The following is a 21424-nucleotide window of genomic DNA, read 5'->3' on the forward strand; positions in this document are numbered from 1 at the left end:
TATGGCGCCACCCGTTGGACTAAACGAGTTTCTGGCTGCAAATGGATGGGAGGGATCGAATGTTTCCCCTGTCGCTGGCGATGCTTCGTTTCGGCGTTATTTTCGCGTCGAGTCGGGAAACCGCGGCAAAGCCATTTTGATGGACGCCCCGCCGCCACATGAAGATCCGCGTCCGTTTATTCACATTGCGCAATATCTCAGCCGTCACCAGTTCCGCGCGCCTGAGATTTTTGCTACTGACCTTACCCGTGGATTGGTTTTGCTGGAAGATTTTGGCGACCGCAGAATGCGTGAGCATCTCGACGTGCATTCTGGAGATGAGGGTGCTGTCTACCGCGCCGCCATTGATGCTCTCGTTCGGCTGGTGAAAACGCCTGCTGTGCTGACAGAACCATATGACATGGCAACCTACATGCGCGAAGTGCAACTCTTGTCCGAGTGGTACATGCCCGCAATGGGCATTCCATTTGATGCGCGCGAATTTGAAAGCGTCTGGACCAAAGCTTTGACACCGATTTGTGATTGCCAAGAAGTGACCGTGCTTCGCGATTACCATGCAGAAAACATCATGCTGCTGGATGATGGCCAACAAGGAATTATTGATTTTCAGGATGCGCTAGTGGGCCACCCTGCATATGATCTCGTCTCCTTGCTGCAGGACGCGCGGCGCGACGTATCACCGGAGCTTGAGGCAGAAATGCTGGCTTATTATCATGAGACTGCCAATCCCCGTCACGATTTTTATGCGCATTATGCTTTGCTGGGCGCGCAACGAAACACCAAGATTATCGGAATATTCACGCGCTTGTGGAAGCGCGACGGCAAGGAGCGTTATCTGTCGTTTTTGCCCCGCATGTGGGGCTTGCTTGAGCGTGATTTGGCACATCCGGAATTGGCGCCTGTCAGACACTGGTTCGACACGCATATTCCAGCAGAGGTGCGCAATAGCTTGCCGACTGAATTGAATATCGATGGGTAGCCAAGTCAACACAGCGATGATCATGGCGGCGGGCAAAGGGACGCGGATGATGCCGTTAACTGCCGACCGCCCCAAACCTTTGATCGAGGTAGGCGGCGTTGCGTTACTTGATCATGTGCTTGACCATCTGCGTGATGCTGGCGTCGGCAAGATTGTCGTCAACGTGCACTATCGGGCCGAGCAGGTAGAGCAGCATCTGGCGTCGGTTGCATCGGATCTCGAAGTGCGCATATCGGACGAGCGCGACCTGCTGCGTGATACTGGCGGCGGTCTTATCCACGCCTTACCAATCATTTCGGATGACCCGTTTATTTGCGTGAACGCCGACAATTGGTGGACCGACGTTGGCGAGAGCGCGATTTCGAGGTTGATGGCGGCATGGGATGATGCCCGGATGGACGTCCTCATGCTGCTGATCCCGTTGGGCGCCGCTTATAACAGCCAGGGGTCTGGCGACTTCAACATGGACAACGAAGGCCGCTTGTCACGGCGAAGGGAGGATGAGTCGGCGACTTATGTGTGGACTGGTATCCAGATGCTTTCAAAGCGCCTGATTATCGATCCGCCGGCCGACGTTTTTTCAACAAATATATTCTGGGACCGCGCCATTGCTGCTGGCCGCTGCTTGGGGATCGTGCACGAGGGACTTTGGTTTGACGTCGGCTATCCCGCCGCGATTGCCGCCACGGAAAAGCAGCTTGCGGAACAAAGTGGCAGATAACGCTCCCGCCCCTCGCACTCGGGTGTTTAACGTTCCGCTCGGCAACGACCTATGCGATGTGACTGCACAATGGATATTGCAATCAGCTGGCACGAATCCGCTGGCGATCAGTGAAAACATTTTGTTGCTCCCAAACAACCGCGCCATCAAAGCGATGACTGAAGCGTTCGTTCGGCATGCTGCGCCCGGCATGCTTTTGCCGCGCATGGTTGCCGTGGGCGATATGCAATTGGATGAAGCCTTGGGGCCGATGATTGACCCCATCGACACCCGCAGCGCGATTTGGCCCGTGATTGGTTCATTTGAGCGTCTAATGCTGTTGGCAAAACTGGTGAATGATCACAAGCCACGCGAGCAGGCCTTGTCACCTGCAGAGGCCCTGCGGCTGGCTCGCAAACTGGCAGACTTGATCGACGAACTTGAGGTTGATCTGGTCGATTTTACGCAAATTGCTGATATTAAAATTGAAGTGGAGTTGGCGGGGCATTGGCAAAGCGCTTATGGTCAGCTTTTGCAGATATTACCTGCATATCGCGCAGCGCTGGCGGCACGCAAGCTGATGGGGCCAGCAGAACGGCGGAACCATCTGCTTGGTGCACTTGAGCAGCGGCTGGCGCAAAATTTCGATTCCGTTCCGATTATTGCGGTTGGCATAACGACCTCGGCCAAGGCCGTGGCACGGGTGTTGCGACGGGTTGCGTTGATGCCGAACGGGCAAGTCATAATGCCCGGCGTCGATCTCGATCTTTCAGACGAGCGCTGGGATTGCCTATCCGAAACACAAGATGATGCGCAGGGCTTTCGCCACCGTCGCAATGTCGAAGTGCATCCACAATTCCACTTGAAACATCTGCTCGATATGATGGGCATCGACCGCAGCGAAATTGATGTTTTGCCGACCGCTCTGTCGCAATCAAAAGGCATGGCTATATCTGAAATATTCTGCCTGCCCGAACATAGCGTATCGTGGCAGAAGTTACCTGCATTGCGCAAAAGCCTGCCACACGCAAAGTGGTTGGAGGCAGAGGATAGCGCGCAAGAGGCCAAAGCGGTTGCAGTGCGGATCCGTGGCGCTTTGGAAGTTTTACAAAAACGCGTGGCGCTCATTACGCCTGACCGTGAGTTGGCGGTACGGGTTGCTGGACAGTTGCGCAGATGGGGCATTGATGTCGATGACAGCGCGGGCGTACCGCTGCTCCAAACACCACCAGGCACGCTTGTTTTGGCGTTGGTGGATGCGATCTCGAGCCGGTTTTCGGCGTCCGGCCTTTTGGCGATATTGAAACACCCTTTGGTATTTTCTGGCGCCCAACGGCTTGAGTGGCTCGATCACGTGCGCAAGCTTGATCTCGCCTTGCGTGGCACGGCGAATGGCATTGGACTTTCTGCGATTAGCAGACGGCTGCACACCGCGCGCGAACCGGATGCAGAACTGATCGCTTGGTGGTCCGAAGTTGAAGCTCTTCTGGCACCGCTAGAGCGCGCCGACGGGCAACTGTTTGATGTCGCCTTGGCGATCCTTCGCGATGTTGCGACTGTCCTCACCGATGGCATGATTTGGCGCGGAGCGAGTGGCCGAGAATTGGCGCGTATGTGGGAAGAAGTCACTGCGAGTAATCTGTCGGCTCTAAGCAGAGTCGAAGCCACCGGTTTTGTTGCAACGTTCAAGGAGATATTTTCCTGCGCCGTGGTCCGCCCGCCTTATGGCGGGCATCCGCGTGTGGCGATATACGGACTGCTGGAGGCACGCTTGCAACAAGCGGATTTGCTGATCTGTTCAGGTCTGAACGAGGGCACCTGGCCGCAAATCGCGCAGCCTGACCCGTGGTTGGCACCGGCAATCCGGCGGCATCTGAAATTGCCGACTCTTGATCGTAATATTGGCCTGTCTGCGCATGATCTTGCTACTGCATTGGGAGCGGAGGAAGTGCTGCTCACCAGAGCAAGGCGCGACCGTAGCGGGCCAACCGTTGCATCGCGTTTCCTGCTCCGGATCAAGGCGTTGACCGGGAAGACACTTCAGGCGGATGACGAAACACTGGCATGGGCAGATGCGCTTGATCGGCCGGACCAAAAGGTGCCGTTTGCAACGCGTCCATTGCCGATGCCGAATGCCGAACAGCGTCTTGTCTCGCTGTCTGTTACAGACTTTGACCAATTGAAGTCTGACCCCTATTCCTTTTATGCCAAACGCATCCTTGGCCTTCCGGTGCTCGAAAAGGTTGATGCCGAACCCAGCTATGCGTGGCGCGGCAGCCTTGTGCACGACATATTGGAAAAATGGTTTACGCACGACAATTGCGCGATCGACAAGCTAGTCGAACGTGCAGATGATCTGCTGGCGCAGGAAGCCAGCGACCCGCTGCTGCGTGCCTTGTGGCAGCCGCGCATTGCCGCTGGCCTGCGCTGGGTGGCAGACGAAACCAAGCGCCTTATGATGGACGAGGGCCGCGTTGTCGCTGTCGCCGAGCAGCCGGGTAACCTCTCCATCAAAGGCATCACCGTTAGGGGACGTGTTGACCGCATTGATCGCACAGCCGACGGCGAACTTGTCATCATCGATTATAAAACGGGTGTGCCGCCGTCGACAAAACAGATTAATGCAGGCTTTGCGCTGCAATTGGGCCTCATTGGCTATATGGCGCAGGAGTTGGCCATCAAGGGCGTGTCGGGTCCAGCAACCAGCTTTGAATATTGGAGCCTCGCCAAAAACAAGGACAAGAATTTTGGATATGTTGCGGTCCCGACCAGCACGCGTCCTGCGGACAACAAGCCGGATCGTGCAAACTTCGTGGCCTTTGCCGTTGAACAAGCAGAGGTCGCAATTGGCAAGTGGATATTGGGCACGGCCCCGTTCACGGCAAAGCTGCATCCTGAATTCGCGCTTTATGGTGATTACGACCAATTGATGCGCTTGCAGGAATGGAATGGCCGTCAGGCGATATCTGAGGATGCGGCATGAGCGGCACGACGAAAAAACTGCACCCGCTTATCCCTGCGCAAAGTGACGCGGTTGTACCGCGCGACAATATCTGGCTGAGTGCATCGGCTGGGACTGGCAAGACGCAGGTGTTAACCGCACGTGTCATCCGGCTATTGCTTGAAAATGATGTCGAGCCCGAAAATCTGTTGTGCATTACTTTTACAAAAGCTGGCGCGTCGGAAATGGCGGACCGCATCAATCAGCTTTTGGCGTCGTGGGTACAAATGGACGACAATCTTCTGTTCCACGATCTTGAGGCGATTGGCGCAGATGCTGGACCGGATGCGCGCCAGAAAGCGCGGCAGTTATTTGCAAAGGTATTGGATGCACCCGGCGGCGGGTTGCAGATATTAACGATACACAGCTTCTGTCAATCATTGCTCAGCAGCTTTCCGGAAGAGGCGGGATTGGTGCCTGGCTTCAAACCCGTCGAGGGTCGGGAACAGCGCGAACTGTTGGACGCGGCGCTCGCCAATCTGGTTATTGATGCCGAAGCGCGGGGCGATGCTAGTATCATCGCACATGTGCAGGAGTTGAGCCTGAACATGGGCGAGGAAGCCGCGCTTCGCTTCTTGCACCGCACAGCCGCTTCTCCCGACGTGATAGCGGGAATTACGGACGATGCAGTTGCGGTCATCTGGGCGCGGCGATTGGCTGGCGTCGATTTTACCGGACCAGTTGAGGAAATGCTTGAAGAAGCGTTTGCCGACGAAAAAATTCCGCGTGCCGAGCTTCAGTCGATTATCGATGCCAATCTATTGTGGTGTAAGAACAAGGCGGATAGTCGCGGAGGCAGACGTGCGGCGGCCATACAGGATTGGCTGTCACGGCCGCCCGCCGAGCGGGCAAAATTGCTGAATGATGTTCATTCCTGCTGGTCAAATAAAAGCGGGGAGCCACAAGTTTCGTCCAGAAGTTTTACACCCATAGACGACGCCTATGCTGCGCAAGCGCTTGAGATGTTTCAATGGACGAACCAGTTGCTGGGGGCGGTTGCGCGGGCGCAATATGCTGACCGTCTCGCGCGTGCTTTGTTGGCGGGCAAGGAATTTGCTGCGCAATATAACAAGGCCAAACATGCCATTGGTGCGGTCGATTTCGATGACATGATCCGGCGCACTGCGGCATTGCTACAACATGGTCAAATGGCGGATTGGGTGCGGTTCAAGCTGGACAGGCAGATCGACCATATATTGGTTGATGAAGCGCAAGATACCAACGCGGCGCAGTGGGAAATTATCCGCGCTTTAAGCGATGATTTCTACAGCGGCATGGGCGCGAACCCCGACAAGACGCGTACTTTGTTCTCGGTCGGTGATTTCAAGCAAGCCATTTACGGTTTCCAGGGCACTGCGCCTGAACGCTATGAGGAAGCCGGGAAGGACTTTGCCAAGCGAATTGCCGAGTCCGGGACTGAATTGAACCGGCTGACATTGTCACAAAGTTTCCGGTCCACCGGTCCAATTCTTGATTTCGTCAATGCGGTAATTGAACAGGCCGGCGCGGAAAACTTTGGCGTTAGCGGAGAGATCGCCGAACATTACAGCGAAAAGCCGCAATATGGCATTGTCGAGCTTTTGGAGCCCATCTGCGCAAAACCAAAGCTGCAGGATGAAGGCGCTCCAGCGGACGAGGAAGAGGATTGGTTCAGCGACGAAAAACGCGCGCTGGCCGAAAAGCTGGCGGATCATGTCAAGGCACTGATTGACCTGAAACCTTGGCTGGTCAGCAAGGGCCGCCCCCTTGAACCTGGCGATATCATGTTCCTGTTGCGCAGCCGGGGTGACATGGCATCGATGCTGGTCGCGCAACTGCATGAGCGCAATGTGCCGGTGGCAGGTGTCGACCGACTTCGGCTTTTGCAACCTCTGGTCGTTCAGGATCTGCTGGCGACAATCAAATTCGTGCTTCAGCCAAATGACAATTTCAGCCTTGCCTGTTTGTTGGTATCGCCGATCATTGGCTGGTCACAGGAAATGCTTCTCCAATACGGCTATGTCGGTGACCGTAAAGCCAGCCTTTGGCAGCATATTCGTGATCGGCCTGAACTTGCCGATGACGTGTCCCCGCTGCGTGACATGCTTGCCATGGCGGATTTCACGACGGTCTATCATTTCCTTGAGCAGATATTGTCCGGTCCCATCGGCGCGCGGCGCAAGTTTACGTCGCGATTGGGCAGTGAAGCTTTGGTGCCCATCGAAGAAATGTTGAACTCTGCATTGCAGTTTGAACAGCAATACGGTGGTGGACTCCAGAAGTTCATCGCCTGGTTCGATCGCGGCGATACGGAAATCAAGCGAGAGGGCGACAACAGCAGCAAGGAGGTCAGGATCATGACCGTCCACGGTGCCAAGGGCTTACAAGCGCCCGTTGTTATCTTGGCCGATGTCACATCGGACCCGACCAAGAAACCTGACCAGTCGGTTGAACTGTTGATGGACGAGGGGCACCGCATACCATTATTGCCCATTCGCAAGGCGGAGCAGTCGGGGCGGTTGCAAGAGATCACCGACATGCAGAAGACCCGCGAGCTGCAGGAACATAACCGCTTGCTGTACGTCGCAATCACGCGCGCGGAAGAACGGCTTATCTTGGCTGGATCTTTGGGCATTAGCCGTAAGGGGGAGCCGCCAGCCGAAAGCTGGTGTGCGCTTCTGCAAAAGGGCATGACGGCGCTTGGCTGTGAATGGGAAGACGACGCGCGTTGGGGCAGGGCGATGCGCCATGTTGGCGCCGACGGCGAATTTTTGGCACCTACTGACACTAGCGAGAAAACGCTCGGGCATGCTAACAGTTCTGTATGCGTGCCGCCTTGGCTGTTTTCGCCAGCACCTCTGGAACAACGACCGCCGCGTCCGTTGGTCCCGTCAAGATTGGATAATGACGATTATGGGGATGCGCCGGCGACTTCCGCCATGCGCAAGGCAGCCACGCGCGGGAAGCTTATTCATGCTTTGCTGGAACGGATCACCGACCATGCTTCGCTGGAAAGAGCGGAGCAATGGGTCATGGCTCAAGCCCGTGATCATGACATTGACCCTGTTCAACTCGTCGCTGAGGTCCGCGCGATTGTAAACGATGCACAATGGGCTGCTTTCTTCGGTCCTTCCGCGCGATCTGAAGTGCCGTTGGTTGCGGTTGTAGGTGAAACAGTCATTAACGGGCGCATCGATAGACTGTTGGTAGAGCCCGGGTTGGTGCGCGCCATAGATTTCAAGACCGGTCGCCAAGTTCCGCAGGATGAAAGCAGCGTGCCAGTCCCGCATCTCCGGCAGATGGCGCATTATCGTGCAGCATTGCAGACGATTTTCCCGGATTCGCGCGTAGAGGTATCCCTGCTCTTCACCCATGCGCCACGGTTCATCACGCTTTCGGACGCGATATTGACTCAATACAACCCCGCCTCCTGACGGGATAAGTAAAACTATTGCCCTTGGTCCTTGTCAGCATCTGGCGGCAGGAATACATGGGAGGCAACAAAGGAGATTAACATGGCTACCAAAACTGTAGGTGATAATGACTTCGCCACAACCGTGCTGGCATCAGGCAAACCCGTATTGGTCGATTTCTGGGCCGAATGGTGCGGCCCATGCAAGATGATTGGCCCAAGCCTCGAAGAAATCAGCGAAGAATTGGCTGGGCAGGTCGAGATCGTGAAGCTGAACATTGACGACCATCCCGATACGCCTGCCAAATATGGTGTGCGCGGCATTCCGACGATGATCCTGTTCAAGGGCGGCGAAATTGCGGACACAAAGGTCGGCGCTGCGCCGAAGGCGCAGTTGAAAAGCTGGCTCGAAGCTGCGCTTTAGCTTCGATAATCGGCGTTGATGCTGATATATCCATGGGTCAGGTCGCAGGTCCAAACCGTGGCGTGTCCTGATCCAAGGCCCAGATCGACGCCGATTTCGATTTCATTCTGCTTGAGATGATGCGCGACCGGCGCCTCGTCATAATCCGCAACCGCCAACCCGTTGCGCGCGACTATGGTCGAACCAAAGCGGATCGAGAGCGTGTCGCGATTTGCAGGTTCGCCAGCCTTCCCGACGGCCATGACCACGCGGCCCCAATTGGCATCCTCACCCGCAATCGCGGTTTTGACCAACGGCGAATTTGCAATCGCCAAGCCTACGCGCCGCGCGCTGTCGTCGCTCGTTGCGCCTGAGATCTGGATTTCGATAAATTTCTGCGCGCCTTCGCCGTCGCGGACAACGAGATGCGCCAGTTGGCGGCAGACATCATTCAGGGCTGCAGCAAAGGCGTCAGCTCCGGCATCATCGAAGGATGTCAGCGGTGCGTTGCCCGCTTTGCCTGTGGCGAACGCCAGCACAGTGTCGCTGGTCGACGTGTCGCTGTCGACGGTGATACAGCTAAAGCTTGATTGATTGGCCGCAGACAAAATTTGCTGCAGGAAAGCGGCGTCGATTGCGGCGTCGGTGAAGATATAACCCAGCATTGTAGCCATGTCGGGCGCGATCATCCCCGAACCTTTGATGATCCCAACCATTTGCACCTTGCGACCATCGACTATCGCGCTGGCGGTCGCACCCTTCGCAAATGTGTCTGTGGTCCCGATGCTGTCCGTAACATCTTCCCAGCTACAAGGGACCGCATCAAAGGCTGCACAAAGTCCCGCTTGCGCTTTATCAATAGGCAAGGGGACGCCAATCACGCCCGTTGAGCACACGAATATCTCTGTCACGTCGCATTTCAAATGCTCCGCGACTTGCTCTGTTATCGCGTCGACGGCGTCCTTGCCGCGTTGGCCGGTGAAGGCATTGCTGTTTCCTGCATTTACAACCAAAGCCCGGGCCCTGCCTGTGGGCAAATGGGCGCGGCATAGTTCGACCTCTGCCGAACAGCATTGATTTCGCGTTGTTACGCCAGCGACCGCGGTTCCCTCATCCAGAACGACATAAGTCAGGTCGCACCGAGCCCAATCCTTATACCCGGCGCGCGCAACTCGCGGCGTCGCACCGGCGATGTCGGGCATGACTGGAAAGGAAACCGAAAGAGGGGAAATGGTGGACAAGACTTTGATTTCCTGTAGTAATTTTTGAAAGACAAGGGGGTCGGACAAATGAAGTATTTTGTTTATCTGTTGGCCACGGTTGGTGCAACCGGCAATGCGGAATACATCCCGGACAAGCCTGCGCAGCCATCGGTGAGTAAATCCAATCCAAAACCAAGAGGCAATCCCGGCCTGTGGGTAACGATGAATGATTATCCAAGCGTAGCCTTGCAGAAAGAGATGGAAGGCATCTCTGGGTTTAGTTTAATTGTTGGCCCGGATGGCAGTGTGTCGGACTGCATGATCACTTCAAGCAGCGGTTTTTCTGAACTCGACGAAGCAACATGCACGAATGTAAAACGACGTGCACGATTTGAACCGGCAGTTGATGCAAGCGGTAACCTTACAACGGGAAAATATGCAAACCGCGTTCGTTGGAAAATTCCCGGTGTTGTACCTGAAATAAGTTTGCCGCGCGGGCCGTCGATGCTGGGAAAAACGTGGGCGCAAGTTATTGCGGCAGATTTTCCTCAAATAGCCTTGGCTGAAAAACGGCAAGGGAAGGTTAAAATTGAACTGGCCGTCTCTCCTGCGGGGGCTATTGAAAACTGCAAGGTTCTGGAAAGTAGTACACATGCGGACTTGGACGCAGAAACGTGTAAAATCGCAGTAACCAAAGCGCAATTTAGCCCTGCACTTGATATAAATGGTCAACCTACAGTGGGTCGGGTTCAGACTGAAGTTAACTGGCGCATTCCGGGTGCAGGTGGTGCCTCGCCCCGTGCACTAACTGACGCCCCCTTAAGGCTGCCGAAAGAACTTCTGCCAATCGCGGCCCAAGTCACACTATCATACAATATCGCAGTGGACGGAAGCCTGACGGACTGCAGCGTGCAGAGTGACATAAAACTGATATCAATGGCATGGGACGCATTATGCAAGACGAAGATAAATTTTGAACCGTTTACCGACGCCAGTGGCCGACCGGTCAAACGTCGCGTCCAGGTCAAAACTGTCGTTGAGATCGCAGATATAAAATAGACCTTTCTCTTCGGGATGGACGAGCGGCCTTCGGTTCCCTATATGCGCCAAAGCACCTAACAGGGCGAGCCATGCGTATATTGATCTATCTACTGGCAATGCTGAGCGGTTTTTCCGCTGCGGAGGCCGCGCGCCCGGTATCTTCGACGCCAGCATCGGTAGATGCAGCAGTTGCGCAAGCCTATGTTGCCGTATCCGCTTTTGAAGCTGTCGCTTCTTTTGAGCCGCCGGTTGGTACGGCCCCGATGTCGCAGGTGTCACTCGCACCCGCCTCAGGTAAAGCAACGCCTGCTGTATTGGACGCTGATACGCCGGTCGACCGGCACGACATTATCCTAGGCTAGGTTTTCTGCGCCCTTTGGGGTGGACCAACTATTTGCCTACCGCGCGCCACATGTGCGCGCCTCCCACATATTTCAAAGGAATTTTTTATGCTCGGCGGATTTGCCAAAGCTCTTTTTGGGTCGTCCAACGACCGTTATGTCAAATCGATTATGAAAATCGTTGACCAGATTAACGCACTTGAAGGCGAAATCGCGGGAATGGACGATGATCGGCTAAAGGCGCAAACGCAGCTTTTCCGGGACCGGTTGGCGGCGGGCGAAACGCTTGACGATATACTGCCAGAGGCGTTCGCTACGGTGCGTGAGACATCCAAGCGCGTAATGGGTATGCGCCACTTCGATGTGCAGATGGTTGGCGGCATCGTGCTGCATCGCGGCGAAATCGCTGAAATGCGGACAGGCGAAGGTAAAACCTTGACCGAGACCCTGGCTTGCTACCTTAACGCGCTTGAGGGCAAAGGCGTACATGTCGTTACGGTCAACGACTATCTGGCCCGTCGTGACGCCGAATGGATGGGGAAGATTTACGGGTTTCTTGGTCTTACAACTGGGGTCGTTGTTCCAAACATTCCTGAACATGAACGCCGCGCGGCATATGATTGTGACATCACTTACGCGACGAACAACGAACTTGGTTTCGATTATCTGCGGGACAATATGAAATATGAACGCGCCCAAATGGTGCAGCGCCCGTTCAACTTCGCAATTGTTGACGAAGTCGATTCCATCCTGGTCGATGAAGCGCGGACTCCGCTAATCATTTCAGGTCCAACAGATGACAAGTCTGAGCTTTATATGCAGGTTCATGCCGTTGTTCTGCAGTTGGAAGAAGGCGACTACGAGAAAGACGAAAAAAGCCGCAATGTTACGTTGACCGAAGACGGGACTGAAAAGGTCGAACGTTTGCTTGAGAACGCGGGGCTCCTGACTGGTTCCAACCTGTATGATTATGAGAATACCTTGGTCGTGCACCATCTCGACCAGGCGCTAAAAGCCAATGTGATGTTCAAACGTGACATTGATTACATCGTGAAGGAAGGCAAGGTCATCATCATCGATGAGTTTACTGGCCGCATGATGGACGGACGCCGTTGGTCAAATGGCCTGCACCAAGCGGTCGAAGCAAAAGAAGGTGTCGAGATTGAGCCGGAAAACCAGACACTGGCGACGATCACCTTCCAGAACTATTTCCGCATGTATCCCAAGCTGTCAGGGATGACCGGCACGGCGGCCACCGAAGCCGGTGAGTTTCATGAGATTTACAAGCTCGGCGTCGTAGAAATCCCAACCAACTTGCCGGTGCAGCGCATCGACGAGGACGACCAGTTTTACAAAAACACCCAAGACAAGTTCGGAGCAATTGCCAAGACGATCAAGGAAGCCAATGACCGTGGTCAGCCGGTGCTGGTCGGCACAGTCTCCATTGAAAAATCCGAGTTGCTGTCCGAATTTTTGGAGAAGGAAGGCGTCAAGCACAGCGTTTTGAACGCCCGCTTCCACGAAAGCGAAGCACATATCGTTGCGCAGGCTGGCCGCCTGGGTAGCGTTACCATCGCCACAAATATGGCGGGTCGCGGTACAGATATTCAGCTGGGTGGTAACTTCGAATTCCGGCTCGACGACGAATTGCGTGATATGCCCGAAGGGCCTGAACGCGATGCTGCAATCCAAGCACTTCAAGCCGAAATCGCGGCTGAAAAAGCCAAAGTTATCGAGGCGGGCGGATTGTTTGTTCTGGCCACCGAGCGCCATGAAAGCCGTCGTATCGATAACCAGCTGCGTGGGCGTTCCGGACGTCAAGGTGACCCTGGGTTATCCCGTTTCTACCTGTCGCTTGACGATGATCTGTTGCGGATTTTCGGGTCGGAAACTTTATTCTCCAAAATGATGAATTCCAGCTTGGAAGACGGCGAGGCGATTGGTGGCAAATGGCTGTCGAAAGCTATCGAAACTGCGCAGAAAAAAGTCGAGGCGCGCAACTATGACATCCGCAAACAACTTGTAGAATATGACAACGTCATGAATGATCAGCGCAAGGTCATCTATGATCAACGCAGCGATATCATGGACGCTGAAGCCGTCGATGACATCATCGAAGATATGCTCAACGACACGGTCAATAACCTTGTTGGCGATTACTGCCCAGAGGGCACCTATCCCGAGCAATGGGATGTTGAGGGCCTTAAGCAAAAATGCGCTGAAGTGCTTGGGCTTGCGCCGGATGTCGACAGCTGGCTTCAGGAAGACGGGCTTGAGCCGGAAATCATTGAAACGAGAATTGCCGACATGGCAACGGCAAAGTTCAAGGCAAAGGGTGCCGCGCTTGACGAAACTGTGTGGCGTCAGGTTGAAAAAAGCATCCTGCTGCAAACGCTTGACCATCATTGGAAAGAGCATTTGTCGACCCTCGATGCCTTGCGTCAGGTTATCTACCTTCGTGCTTATGCGCAGAAGAACCCGGTTAACGAATATAAACAGGAAGCCTTCGGTCTGTTTGAACGCATGTTGTCGGCTATTCGCGAAGGCGTTACAAAGACCATCGCGACCAATGATTTCCGGGCCGAAGAAGAATTTGTTCCGCCAGAATTGCCCCAATTGCCCGATTTCCTGACCACGCATATCGACCCGTTTACGGGTGAAGACAACAGCGATGACATCGACGCGGGCTCGCTTGGGTTAGTAACCACAACGATTCCAAGGTCACCGGTGCCATCCAGCAGCAACGACCCGTTTGCTGGCAATCCTGATCTGCGCCGTAATGATCCTTGCCCCTGCGGTTCGGGACAGAAATACAAGCATTGCCACGGCGCCTATTGATGACGCAATGACGGGAGGGCGAAGATGATCTGGCTGGCCAGCCTCTTTGCCCTTGTCGCTTTTGTATACGCCTCGGTGGGCTTTGGGGGCGGATCTACCTATACGGCGCTGCTAGCGTTATGGGGTGTGGATTACCGGCTAATCCCCGTCATCGCATTAATCTGCAATATTATCGTCGTCACTGGGGGCAGCATCCGCTTCATGCGCGCTGGCCTCGTTTCATGGCCGCAAGTCCTTCCGCTGCTTCTTATATCGGCTCCGCTGGCCTTCTTGGGTGGGTTAGTGCCGCTAGAGCAAGTCGTATTCCTAACCATTTTGGGTGGAGCGTTGCTCGCGTCGGCTATCGCCCTCTTTTTGCAGGCGGACAAGATGTCGCTGCGTGTGATACCAAAGCCGGTGCTGCTGGCGCTATCGGGTGGTGTTGGGTTGCTCGCAGGCCTGTCGGGCATTGGCGGCGGCATTTTCATGGCACCAGTTCTGCATCTCATCCGCTGGGCAGAACCACGCCGCATAGCCGCCTTCGCCTCGCTTTATATCCTGATTAATTCAGCGGCGGGTCTGCTTGGCCAGATCCTTAAATCTGGCGCCTATTCGCTTGCTGAGCCTGCGTTGCAATATGGCGTTTTACTCGGCGCTGTGCTTGTGGGCGGACAATTGGGCAGCCTGTTCGGTATGCGCTATCTTTCACCGCGCTTGTTACGTGTTTTGACGGCATTGCTGGTGGGCTACGCAGCACTTCGGCTGCTCTGGCAGGCCCATGGGCCGCTTTAGTGTCTACTGAGCCAGAAAAATGGCTCCCCGGGAGGGATTAACACAAATACTAATATTAAATATATATTACAATAGGTTATGGTGCTAAATTGGGGTTTATAATATTATCTTTCCCACACTTTTCCCCCATACTGATTTGGTCAATTAGCCGCGAATGATCCAGTTCTCGGAACCCCTAAAATGTTTCGCGGGTTTAGTCGCCGCTTCCATTATTTCTTGCTTAATCGGCGCGAGATAGTGGAACGGACGGCCAATTGCGCCCGATTGGCCGTCCTCCCTTTATCAATAGCCCGTCAATTGAACGCGCTTGATCCGGTCGTCGCGGCGAAGGCAGCCATAGCGCACGGCGTCCGCGCCGTGATCGGGGCCGGACGAATCGACGTCTTCAACGCGCTTTTGATCGCGCGCTAAATAAGGGACGGTTGACCAAAAATATTCGCAGGATCGGGAAACATAAAGCCCCGGCACGTCGGGCTTGCCAGCGTCGGCAAGCAATCGGCGCATGATATTCCAGCCCGTCAGGCGGTCCGCTTTTTTGGCAGGGCGAAAGTGAACGCCGCAACGGGTAAATTCGTCCGCTATGCTGCCGTCACGGTGGCCCGTGCGCGCGAAAATGGCATCATCTGCCACGCCGCGCGCGTCAACTTTCCAGCGCTTGCACATTGCGACTATTTCCTCGGCCAATATCGGCACGGTCCAGCCCAGCCCGTCGTTCAACCTGTCAGGCTTGCACGTGGCCAGTTCGTCTATAAGGACAAGGCTGTCACGCGGGTAGAAACGCCCGTCCGGACCTTCCCCGCCCGGTGATTGCGCAAAAATATAAGTGACACTTGGCGCGCTCGATCCAAAATCATGCGCGAGATAGGTTTGCCAGCCACGCGGCACGGATTGCCATGGGTCCACGGCGTTATTCGCCTCATCCAATACGCTCGCGAAATATGCCCCGCGCGCTATTGTCCAGTCACCCAAGGTCCAAGCCCTCAAAAGTTCGGGGTCATCGGGGCAGCTGGAGCGCAATTGGTCCGCATATTGATCCCGATCTATAAAGTTGTTCACGGTGAACGTTGACGGCGCGTAAATCCAAGGGCGCCCGGATTTTTCTTCAGCAAAGGGTGTCCACGGCGCCGCTTTGAACACATAGCGCTTGGCAAGCCAGTAATGCCCTACGCCGCCGGGGTTTGCCGCCACAACAGCGCGGATCGGGACGCTCTTTGGTCCGCGAAGGTTTGAGCGCAATATGTCGAGCAAGGCAGGGTCGGGATATTGCCCCGCCTCATCAATTAAAAGCAGGGTGAAAGTGCGGCCCTGATACTTTGCGTAGTCAGCATGGGATTCAAGCTGGCCAAGCTCGATATATCCGCCGTTAGGAAGTCGCCAAACATGCTCACCGCCATTGTAGCGCGCCGCCGTGCCATAAACTTTCCCGAATAGGTCACGGGTGACAAGTTCGAAGTCGGCAAGGCCTTTGTAAGATCGGCGCAGATACAAAACGCGAGCAGCTTGCCCATATTGCTCGGCATGGCGCAGCGCGAGCAAAGCCAATGCATAACTTTTGCCCCCGCCGCGCCCCCCGCCCAGGAACGCGTCGGCTTCCTCTGGTAGAAGCATGACGCGCTCTTGAAAGGGGTTTAGTTCAATTGGATTCACTGGAGCGATTGGTCAAATGCTGCCCCGGCTGCCGCGGCTTGCGCTGCCCCACGTTCGATTGCCGCCACCTTGTCCGGGTCGGTGAGCCTTTTCGCAAAATCTGTTGCCGCGCGATGCGCAACCATAATAGCCTCAAAAACTTCGCCCAGCTTGCCTTGCTCATCGATCTCTGCAGCCGCGTGCTTACCCACGATTGCCTTTTCATAATCCGCTTTTTCTTTGTCCGATATTCCAGCGACCACGGATGGAGCGCGCACAATGGCAGCAAGTTCCGGCCCTCGATTGCCTTCCACCAGTTCCTTTAACAGCGCCGCTTTGGCTTTGGTGTCGAGTCCGCGAAATGCGCTCCGAATTTCGGTGGCAAAGGCGTCGGGCCTAAGATCGACTTTTTCATCAATTCGGCGTTGAACATCTTGGACTCCATCTGCCCATATCCGCCCCGATTGATTTAAGCTGGCCAGAATCTCTGTATCAAGTTTCCGCGCCATTTTGGCGACCTTGAGCGCGTGTGCGTCCGTGGTGTCCAACGGGTTACGGTTGGTCATAACGCGGTCCAGTGCCTCGGTTGCGCCGTGCAATCGGTTGACCATGCCCTGCAGTTGCCTTGCTGTCGGATGATCGGGAAGATCCTTGACCATCCTGCCGCCGATAGCCTCAATTGCTTTGACCATCGGATCTCTTGTGTCGCGGGCCATGTTACCAGCCCTCCCTCAAAAGGCGCATGATAGGGCTGCGCATTGTCTGGATTGCGCTTGCGGCCGCGTGCTTTCCGTCAACCGCAAGCCGCAAGGCTTCAACGTTCAAACACTCATCAAAGACTTCATGGGCGGGCGTATCGCTGTCGAGATTTTGCGCGATAGCAGCGCCGATATTGCTGAGTGAAACGCCAAGCGCGGCGAGTATGTCATTGGACATTGGTTTGATCCTTTCCGATTGCGTTGAATTGCTGCAGCGTCATTGCGCCGGGCAGCGCGATAGTGACATTGACGCGGTTGCCTTGCTCGCTCTGGTCATTGCGATAGCCAAAGCGGGAATTTAGTAGGAACATGACGGCGGTTAGGTTGCGTTTTTCAACGGCCTCCCGGTAGGCGATGTTGTAAAGGACGTGATGTTGTTCCTCTCGGCCCAGATCGATTGCATCCTTCAGCAACGGGTCGCGCTCAAGCCATTGGCCAAACGTTTTCGGGTCCACCCCAAGGCGGCTTGCAATGCCAATGACGGACCATCCATCGGCCGCATATTCCCGCACGCGCTCTGCAGCGTCGGCGGGCGGGTTGCTTGGCTTGCGGCCTGCCTTCATTAGCGGCCTGTCAGTGATCGGTGCTGTCATGGTGACGGGATAGCGCAACAGCCCCCGCCTTAACCAATTCCACACTTTTGATGAAGGCGAGCAAAAGCATCGGCGTCCGCAAACCACAATGCGCCGTGCCGTCCAAAGCCTGCCAAGCCACGTCCAAAGCCACGCTTGATAACTTGCCGCGCGCCGTTCTCAGACATGCCGTAAAGCCCGGCAAGCTGTCTCGCATTAAGCGGCTCAACAGGGTCGCGCTCAACGGGTTCGCGCTGGATTGCCGTTGCCGTGCGTATCGCGCCGGGTGCATTGTCATTGCTGAAGGCCAAGCCCTCGCCGTTGAACCATGCCGCAGCGCTGCGCAGGTCTTGAATCGCCTGCAGCGCCACAACAGCGTCCTCGGGTAAGAGGTAGCGATTGCTTGCTTGCTGCCGGGCGACTTGTGCCGCTTTGGTAAACAGTGACATTGCATCGGCATTATCTGCCTTTGTCGCTCGCTGATAACAGTCGTCGCTAAGCTGTAGAAACTTGCTGCGCAGATCGGGAGCGTCAGCGTTCACCGGGTCTAATTCACAGAATAAGGTGGAACGAATGTGGGAAAATGTTGCTGCAACTTTGAAACGCTCTCTAACATGCCTGCAATAGCTGGATATATCAGAATAGTTCTAATCCGTAGAACATAGTCCAACGCGATTTTGCGCCCGATTAAAGGCAACCGTTCAAGCCCGATAATGGGCAGGCCTTTTTTATGCTCGGGAGGAATAGAGGAACACATCAATTCGTCCCCGCTTCATCATCATCTATCGGCGCGGCGGCCTCATGGGCCGCGCCTGATATAGATTTATCTATAGGCCAACCAGTGCGTGCACCTGTGTGCAAGGTTTCCGTGGCTTTCCCGTCTTCCTCGGTGCGGGTTTGTGCGCATGGTTCGTGCATGGTTTGTGCGGCGGTTGGTGCACGTCCAAGCCCTCTCGCCCAGTTCCGATTCTCGCGTTTGTAGATCGGCTGGTCGTTCACAATGAGGGGCAATGCAAGCAGCCGACGCATAGCCGCTTCAAACGCGTGCACCTTGAATCCTTTGGCCATTGGCATCGTCGCAAAGACACGTGGCGCTTAGTTCGACGCCGATTTGCTAACTGATACTGTCCGGCGTTCTTCTTTCGTCTTGTCCAAACACTTCAGGAATATGTCGTTCTCCGCATTGGCGCGGGCAATATCGGCAATTTGGGCATGAACATTGGGCGGTAAATCGTCGGCGCGGACAAATGCCCATTGATGCCAGCGGAATGTTATTTCAGCGCCGCGTGCGGCATAGTTCGACTTTGAACGGCGTAGCACGCGTTCATCCGGATCGGCGGGCAATCCGTCTTCAGGCGCGTTCCAGTCCAAAAATATACGGTTGCGGACGTGGGCGCTCCAGCCAGTCGTTCCGCTGTATTCGTTCCCCTTCTTATTGCCTTGTGAGTGTTGTTTATTGGGGTGTGCCAAGAGAATGACGGCTCCGTCAATTTCAAGCGAAAGGCGCTCGAGCAAGCCTAAAAAAACTGCCACGTCATGCCGCGCGTTCTCATTGCCCGGGAAGACATGCGCCGCGTTATCGATGAATATCAATTGCGCGCCAAAAGCGAGCGCCGCGCGCCGTATCTGTTGAAATCGCTCCGTTGGCGAGAATCTGCCTTGCGCGTCAAATAGCCCAAGTTCATTGCCAGGTTCACCCTTGAGCGAGTGGCTTTTGAACCATCCGACAAGATCGGGCATGTCCACGCCAAGCGCCGCGTTTATGCTTTCCTGTCGGCGGTGCATTTCTTCGCCGGGGTCTTCGCAGTTGATAAAGATTGTCCTGCAGCGCTCAATGTCTGCGCCTAAAAACGGGATGCCAGCTGCGGCACATGTCGCCATTTGTTGCGCGAGCAGCGACTTGCCCACGCCGTCCTCTCCGCCAAGCAGCCCAGCCGCCCCGCGAATGATCCAGTCTTTCATTATAAAGCGCCGTTGTGGCGCAAAGGTGTTTTGCCATTGTGCGGGTCCAGCTTCGCCGGGCAAGGGAATTTCGGGAGCATCGCCGTCATAAACTTCGGCCAAATTACGCATGTGAGGCGACTCTTGTTATAATTGAGGGGAGTTGGGGGCGGTCTGCCAGGCGCTTGCCCAGCCGTGCGGCGAGCAGATCATCGGCGCAGATCAAGCGCTCGCGGCTCAACAGCGGTATCAAGTCGAAATAGGGTGCATCCCAGTCGAGAATTGTCAGCGCTTCGCCGCCTTCGCGTAACCATTCCAAAGGCGTTGCAGCGATGCGCAGCGGCCCGTCTTCCCAAAGGCTATGCAAGAGGTCCGCGCCAAGGAACGTTGCGCAGCCGATACGCCACCACCACCGGGCGGGTTGGTGCGTTCGGAACGCGACAATATCAATCTCGCGCCCATTTTCGAGCACGGGGACTACCATCGCGCTAAAACCTTCCGGATCGGGCCACCACCGGGCATCGTCCGTCGCAATGCGCAGCACGCCAAAGGGTAATTGGCTGTAACCAACTTTCGCAAGAGCCGGGGACGTCAATCCAAGGTCTAAAAGGCGGTCAATATGGACTTGGCGCACGTTGCGCTGGGCGGCCATTAGGTCGCGTTCCAGCGTCACAAATAATCATCCTGTTCGCGACCATCATGTTCACATCCGGCGGGATCGTCATCCTCTGCCGGGTCGCAATTCTCTGCCGCGTCGTCATCCTCTAAATCAGGCTCGGCCTCTAGATCGGGATCGTCGTCGAGCACGTCGAGTAATGCCACCAGCACTTCGACTGCCGACGCAATGTCGCTGCGCGTAAAGCGATTCATAAAGCCCGAAACGGTGCGCATTTGCCTTATGGCTAAAGCGGGTATAAAATGGTCGTTCATTGAGATGTTACCTCAGTGCACGGCCGGTTTGCGAGAGTGAGCGCTCGCAGCCGGCCAATTTTTTCAGGCGGCTTCGAGTTGAGGTTCGCCCTCAATAAGTGCGCGAAGGCTTGACGCGGTGATTATTGAACGCGCACCAATTTTGCGAAGCTCAATCTTTCCTTCGCCAGCAAGTTTGTAGAGCGTTGTGCGGCCCAATCCCGAAACGCGGGCGGCATCATTAATTGTATAAGCGAGCGCCTGATCGATGGGAGCGGGCGGAATAAGTCTCGGGTTCATAGCTGATATTCTCCATTCGCGGTTGAACGGAGGACTATTTGCTGCACATCGATTCGATATGCACTGTAACCAAATCGGATTTGCTTACAGGTTCAATTTCTTCATTTGTCGGCGCGGCCCTCTTGGATCGAAAATTCCGGGCGGTGATCGGCGCAGCGCATTATCCAAATCATGCTGATTCAGGTCCAGCCCATAATTTTCACAGAGAAAATCCAACGCGTCACGGTCACTAATCCCTTCAAAGGCTTCAAAGACCACATGATCGTCGGCCTCTAAACCAAGTTTGCGCAAAGCGATTTCCATTTTTGCTGTGAATACTTGATGCAAGAGCGTGCGGTCGTTCTCTTTAACTTCTAGATCCGCGTTGCGCTGCCGACGGAACCGCTTGTCTGGAGCCCTCTCAATTTCGTCCGCGATGTATTCACGCGCGTTCTTGCTCAAAGGCACATCAGATCGAAGCAAAGCCAAAAGTGGCTGCAAATTTCCGTGCAACGCTTGTTCGACTTCTTGCCATTGGTCAAAATCTGCAAAATCGGTCACCGCGCTGCCGCTATCTGGTCAAGTGGGTCAAATATCATTCTCAATATCCTTCGGGGACTTAATCAATGGGCGGAATGTCGCCGTTATATTCGGGGGCGTTCACGATCAGCG

General features: G+C 55.1%; 21 protein-coding genes. 9 read left to right on the plus strand and 12 right to left on the minus strand.

All coding sequences use genetic code 11. The features are described 5' to 3' along the window. Position 1 precedes the first annotated feature (1 nt). The 5 genes from ACK4S7_RS04755 (at position 2) to trxA (ending at position 8495) form a co-directional block, all read left to right on the plus strand. Complete coding sequence (locus tag ACK4S7_RS04755; protein ID WP_409644877.1) at positions 2-979, plus strand: aminoglycoside phosphotransferase family protein; 978 nt, start codon at positions 2-4, stop codon at positions 977-979. Next, complete coding sequence (locus tag ACK4S7_RS04760; RefSeq protein WP_409644847.1) at positions 972-1700, plus strand: nucleotidyltransferase family protein; 729 nt, start codon at positions 972-974, stop codon at positions 1698-1700. Before ACK4S7_RS04755 ends, ACK4S7_RS04760 begins: the two co-directional genes overlap by 8 nt. Next, complete coding sequence (addB, locus tag ACK4S7_RS04765) at positions 1690-4662, plus strand: double-strand break repair protein AddB (protein WP_409644848.1); 2973 nt, start codon at positions 1690-1692, stop codon at positions 4660-4662. Before ACK4S7_RS04760 ends, addB begins: the two co-directional genes overlap by 11 nt. Next, on the plus strand, positions 4659-8093 hold the full coding sequence (gene addA / locus ACK4S7_RS04770; protein WP_409644849.1) for a double-strand break repair helicase AddA: 3435 nt from the start codon (positions 4659-4661) through the stop codon (positions 8091-8093). Before addB ends, addA begins: the two co-directional genes overlap by 4 nt. Positions 8094-8174: 81 nt before the next feature. Further along, a complete protein-coding gene (gene trxA / locus ACK4S7_RS04775) occupies positions 8175-8495 on the plus strand; it encodes a thioredoxin (RefSeq protein ID WP_409644850.1) in 321 nt (106 codons plus the stop codon). Here trxA and argJ read toward each other — a convergent pair. After that, positions 8492-9715 carry a bifunctional glutamate N-acetyltransferase/amino-acid acetyltransferase ArgJ gene (gene argJ / locus ACK4S7_RS04780; protein WP_409644851.1) on the minus strand — a complete coding sequence of 408 codons (1224 nt, stop codon included), beginning with the start codon at positions 9713-9715 and terminating at the stop codon, positions 8492-8494. The two genes, trxA and argJ, sit on opposite strands and share 4 nt — an antisense overlap. A 48-nt stretch (positions 9716-9763) precedes the next feature. On the opposite strand from argJ, the gene ACK4S7_RS04785 reads away from it, so the two are divergent. From ACK4S7_RS04785 to ACK4S7_RS04800, 4 genes are all read left to right on the plus strand, one after another. Then, positions 9764-10735, plus strand: coding sequence for an energy transducer TonB (locus tag ACK4S7_RS04785; RefSeq protein WP_409644852.1), 972 nt, complete (start codon positions 9764-9766; stop codon positions 10733-10735). A gap of 71 nt (positions 10736-10806) precedes the next feature. Beyond that, positions 10807-11079, plus strand: coding sequence for a hypothetical protein (locus tag ACK4S7_RS04790; protein ID WP_409644853.1), 273 nt, complete (start codon positions 10807-10809; stop codon positions 11077-11079). 87 nt (positions 11080-11166) lie between these two features. After that, positions 11167-13896 carry a preprotein translocase subunit SecA gene (gene secA / locus ACK4S7_RS04795; protein WP_409644854.1) on the plus strand — a complete coding sequence of 910 codons (2730 nt, stop codon included), beginning with the start codon at positions 11167-11169 and terminating at the stop codon, positions 13894-13896. 24 nt (positions 13897-13920) lie between these two features. Next, the gene (locus tag ACK4S7_RS04800) at positions 13921-14667 is read left to right on the plus strand and encodes a sulfite exporter TauE/SafE family protein (protein ID WP_409644855.1); all 747 of its coding nucleotides are present in this window, start codon (positions 13921-13923) and stop codon (positions 14665-14667) included. A gap of 282 nt (positions 14668-14949) precedes the next feature. Here the strand turns inward: ACK4S7_RS04800 and ACK4S7_RS04805 are convergent, their stop codons facing one another. From ACK4S7_RS04805 to ACK4S7_RS04855, 11 genes are all read right to left on the minus strand, one after another. Beyond that, the gene (locus ACK4S7_RS04805) at positions 14950-16275 is read right to left on the minus strand and encodes a phage terminase large subunit (RefSeq protein ID WP_409644857.1); all 1326 of its coding nucleotides are present in this window, start codon (positions 16273-16275) and stop codon (positions 14950-14952) included. A gap of 35 nt (positions 16276-16310) precedes the next feature. Next, the gene (locus tag ACK4S7_RS04810) at positions 16311-17009 is read right to left on the minus strand and encodes a hypothetical protein (RefSeq protein WP_409644858.1); all 699 of its coding nucleotides are present in this window, start codon (positions 17007-17009) and stop codon (positions 16311-16313) included. A gap of 1 nt (position 17010) precedes the next feature. Further along, the gene (locus tag ACK4S7_RS04815) at positions 17011-17229 is read right to left on the minus strand and encodes a hypothetical protein (protein ID WP_409644859.1); all 219 of its coding nucleotides are present in this window, start codon (positions 17227-17229) and stop codon (positions 17011-17013) included. Next, positions 17219-17644: a hypothetical protein gene (locus tag ACK4S7_RS04820; RefSeq protein WP_409644860.1), complete on the minus strand. Its 426-nt coding sequence runs from the start codon at positions 17642-17644 to the stop codon at positions 17219-17221. Before ACK4S7_RS04820 ends, ACK4S7_RS04815 begins: the two co-directional genes overlap by 11 nt. A gap of 29 nt (positions 17645-17673) precedes the next feature. After that, on the minus strand, positions 17674-18165 hold the full coding sequence (locus tag ACK4S7_RS04825; RefSeq protein WP_409644861.1) for a hypothetical protein: 492 nt from the start codon (positions 18163-18165) through the stop codon (positions 17674-17676). A 214-nt stretch (positions 18166-18379) separates the two neighbouring features. Continuing rightward, positions 18380-18691, minus strand: a complete 312-nt coding sequence (locus ACK4S7_RS04830) for a hypothetical protein (RefSeq protein ID WP_409644862.1) — start codon at positions 18689-18691, stop codon at positions 18380-18382. A 27-nt stretch (positions 18692-18718) separates the two neighbouring features. After that, entirely contained in the window at positions 18719-19696 is a 978-nt protein-coding gene (locus ACK4S7_RS04835) for an AAA family ATPase (protein ID WP_409644864.1), read from the minus strand. Further along, positions 19689-20237 (minus strand): hypothetical protein, encoded by a 549-nt coding sequence (locus tag ACK4S7_RS04840; protein ID WP_409644865.1) that lies wholly within the window; start codon positions 20235-20237, stop codon positions 19689-19691. The genes ACK4S7_RS04835 and ACK4S7_RS04840 overlap by 8 nt, the downstream gene beginning before the upstream one ends. Next, positions 20234-20434, minus strand: a complete 201-nt coding sequence (locus ACK4S7_RS04845; protein ID WP_409644866.1) for a hypothetical protein — start codon at positions 20432-20434, stop codon at positions 20234-20236. The genes ACK4S7_RS04840 and ACK4S7_RS04845 overlap by 4 nt, the downstream gene beginning before the upstream one ends. Before the next feature lie 123 nt (positions 20435-20557). Then, the gene (locus tag ACK4S7_RS04850) at positions 20558-20773 is read right to left on the minus strand and encodes a helix-turn-helix domain-containing protein (protein ID WP_409644867.1); all 216 of its coding nucleotides are present in this window, start codon (positions 20771-20773) and stop codon (positions 20558-20560) included. An 84-nt stretch (positions 20774-20857) separates the two neighbouring features. Continuing rightward, positions 20858-21313, minus strand: a complete 456-nt coding sequence (locus ACK4S7_RS04855) for a hypothetical protein (protein WP_409644868.1) — start codon at positions 21311-21313, stop codon at positions 20858-20860. Between the last annotated feature and the right edge of the window lie 111 nt (positions 21314-21424).

It is taken from the genome of Sphingorhabdus sp. (assembly GCF_046292425.1).
GTDB lineage: Bacteria > Pseudomonadota > Alphaproteobacteria > Sphingomonadales > Sphingomonadaceae > Sphingorhabdus_B.

Excerpts from the sequence above, each read along its gene's own strand:
- ACK4S7_RS04785 (WP_409644852.1), top strand. The coding sequence starts at position 9,764 with ATGAAGTATTTTGTTTATCTGTTGGCCACGGTTGGTGCAACCGGCAAT.
- ACK4S7_RS04755 (WP_409644877.1), top strand. The coding sequence starts at position 2 with ATGGCGCCACCCGTTGGACTAAACGAGTTTCTGGCTGCAAATGGATGG.
- addA (WP_409644849.1), top strand. The coding sequence starts at position 4,659 with ATGAGCGGCACGACGAAAAAACTGCACCCGCTTATCCCTGCGCAAAGT.
- ACK4S7_RS04830 (WP_409644862.1), bottom strand. The coding sequence starts at position 18,691 with ATGGCCAAAGGATTCAAGGTGCACGCGTTTGAAGCGGCTATGCGTCGG.
- ACK4S7_RS04820 (WP_409644860.1), bottom strand. The coding sequence starts at position 17,644 with ATGACAGCACCGATCACTGACAGGCCGCTAATGAAGGCAGGCCGCAAG.
- secA (WP_409644854.1), top strand. The coding sequence starts at position 11,167 with ATGCTCGGCGGATTTGCCAAAGCTCTTTTTGGGTCGTCCAACGACCGT.
- ACK4S7_RS04815 (WP_409644859.1), bottom strand. The coding sequence starts at position 17,229 with ATGTCCAATGACATACTCGCCGCGCTTGGCGTTTCACTCAGCAATATC.
- ACK4S7_RS04850 (WP_409644867.1), bottom strand. The coding sequence starts at position 20,773 with ATGAACCCGAGACTTATTCCGCCCGCTCCCATCGATCAGGCGCTCGCT.
- ACK4S7_RS04800 (WP_409644855.1), top strand. The coding sequence starts at position 13,921 with ATGATCTGGCTGGCCAGCCTCTTTGCCCTTGTCGCTTTTGTATACGCC.
- ACK4S7_RS04760 (WP_409644847.1), top strand. The coding sequence starts at position 972 with ATGGGTAGCCAAGTCAACACAGCGATGATCATGGCGGCGGGCAAAGGG.
- ACK4S7_RS04845 (WP_409644866.1), bottom strand. The coding sequence starts at position 20,434 with ATGAATCGCTTTACGCGCAGCGACATTGCGTCGGCAGTCGAAGTGCTG.
- ACK4S7_RS04805 (WP_409644857.1), bottom strand. The coding sequence starts at position 16,275 with ATGCTTCTACCAGAGGAAGCCGACGCGTTCCTGGGCGGGGGGCGCGGC.
- ACK4S7_RS04835 (WP_409644864.1), bottom strand. The coding sequence starts at position 19,696 with ATGCGTAATTTGGCCGAAGTTTATGACGGCGATGCTCCCGAAATTCCC.
- trxA (WP_409644850.1), top strand. The coding sequence starts at position 8,175 with ATGGCTACCAAAACTGTAGGTGATAATGACTTCGCCACAACCGTGCTG.
- ACK4S7_RS04790 (WP_409644853.1), top strand. The coding sequence starts at position 10,807 with ATGCGTATATTGATCTATCTACTGGCAATGCTGAGCGGTTTTTCCGCT.
- ACK4S7_RS04810 (WP_409644858.1), bottom strand. The coding sequence starts at position 17,009 with ATGGCCCGCGACACAAGAGATCCGATGGTCAAAGCAATTGAGGCTATC.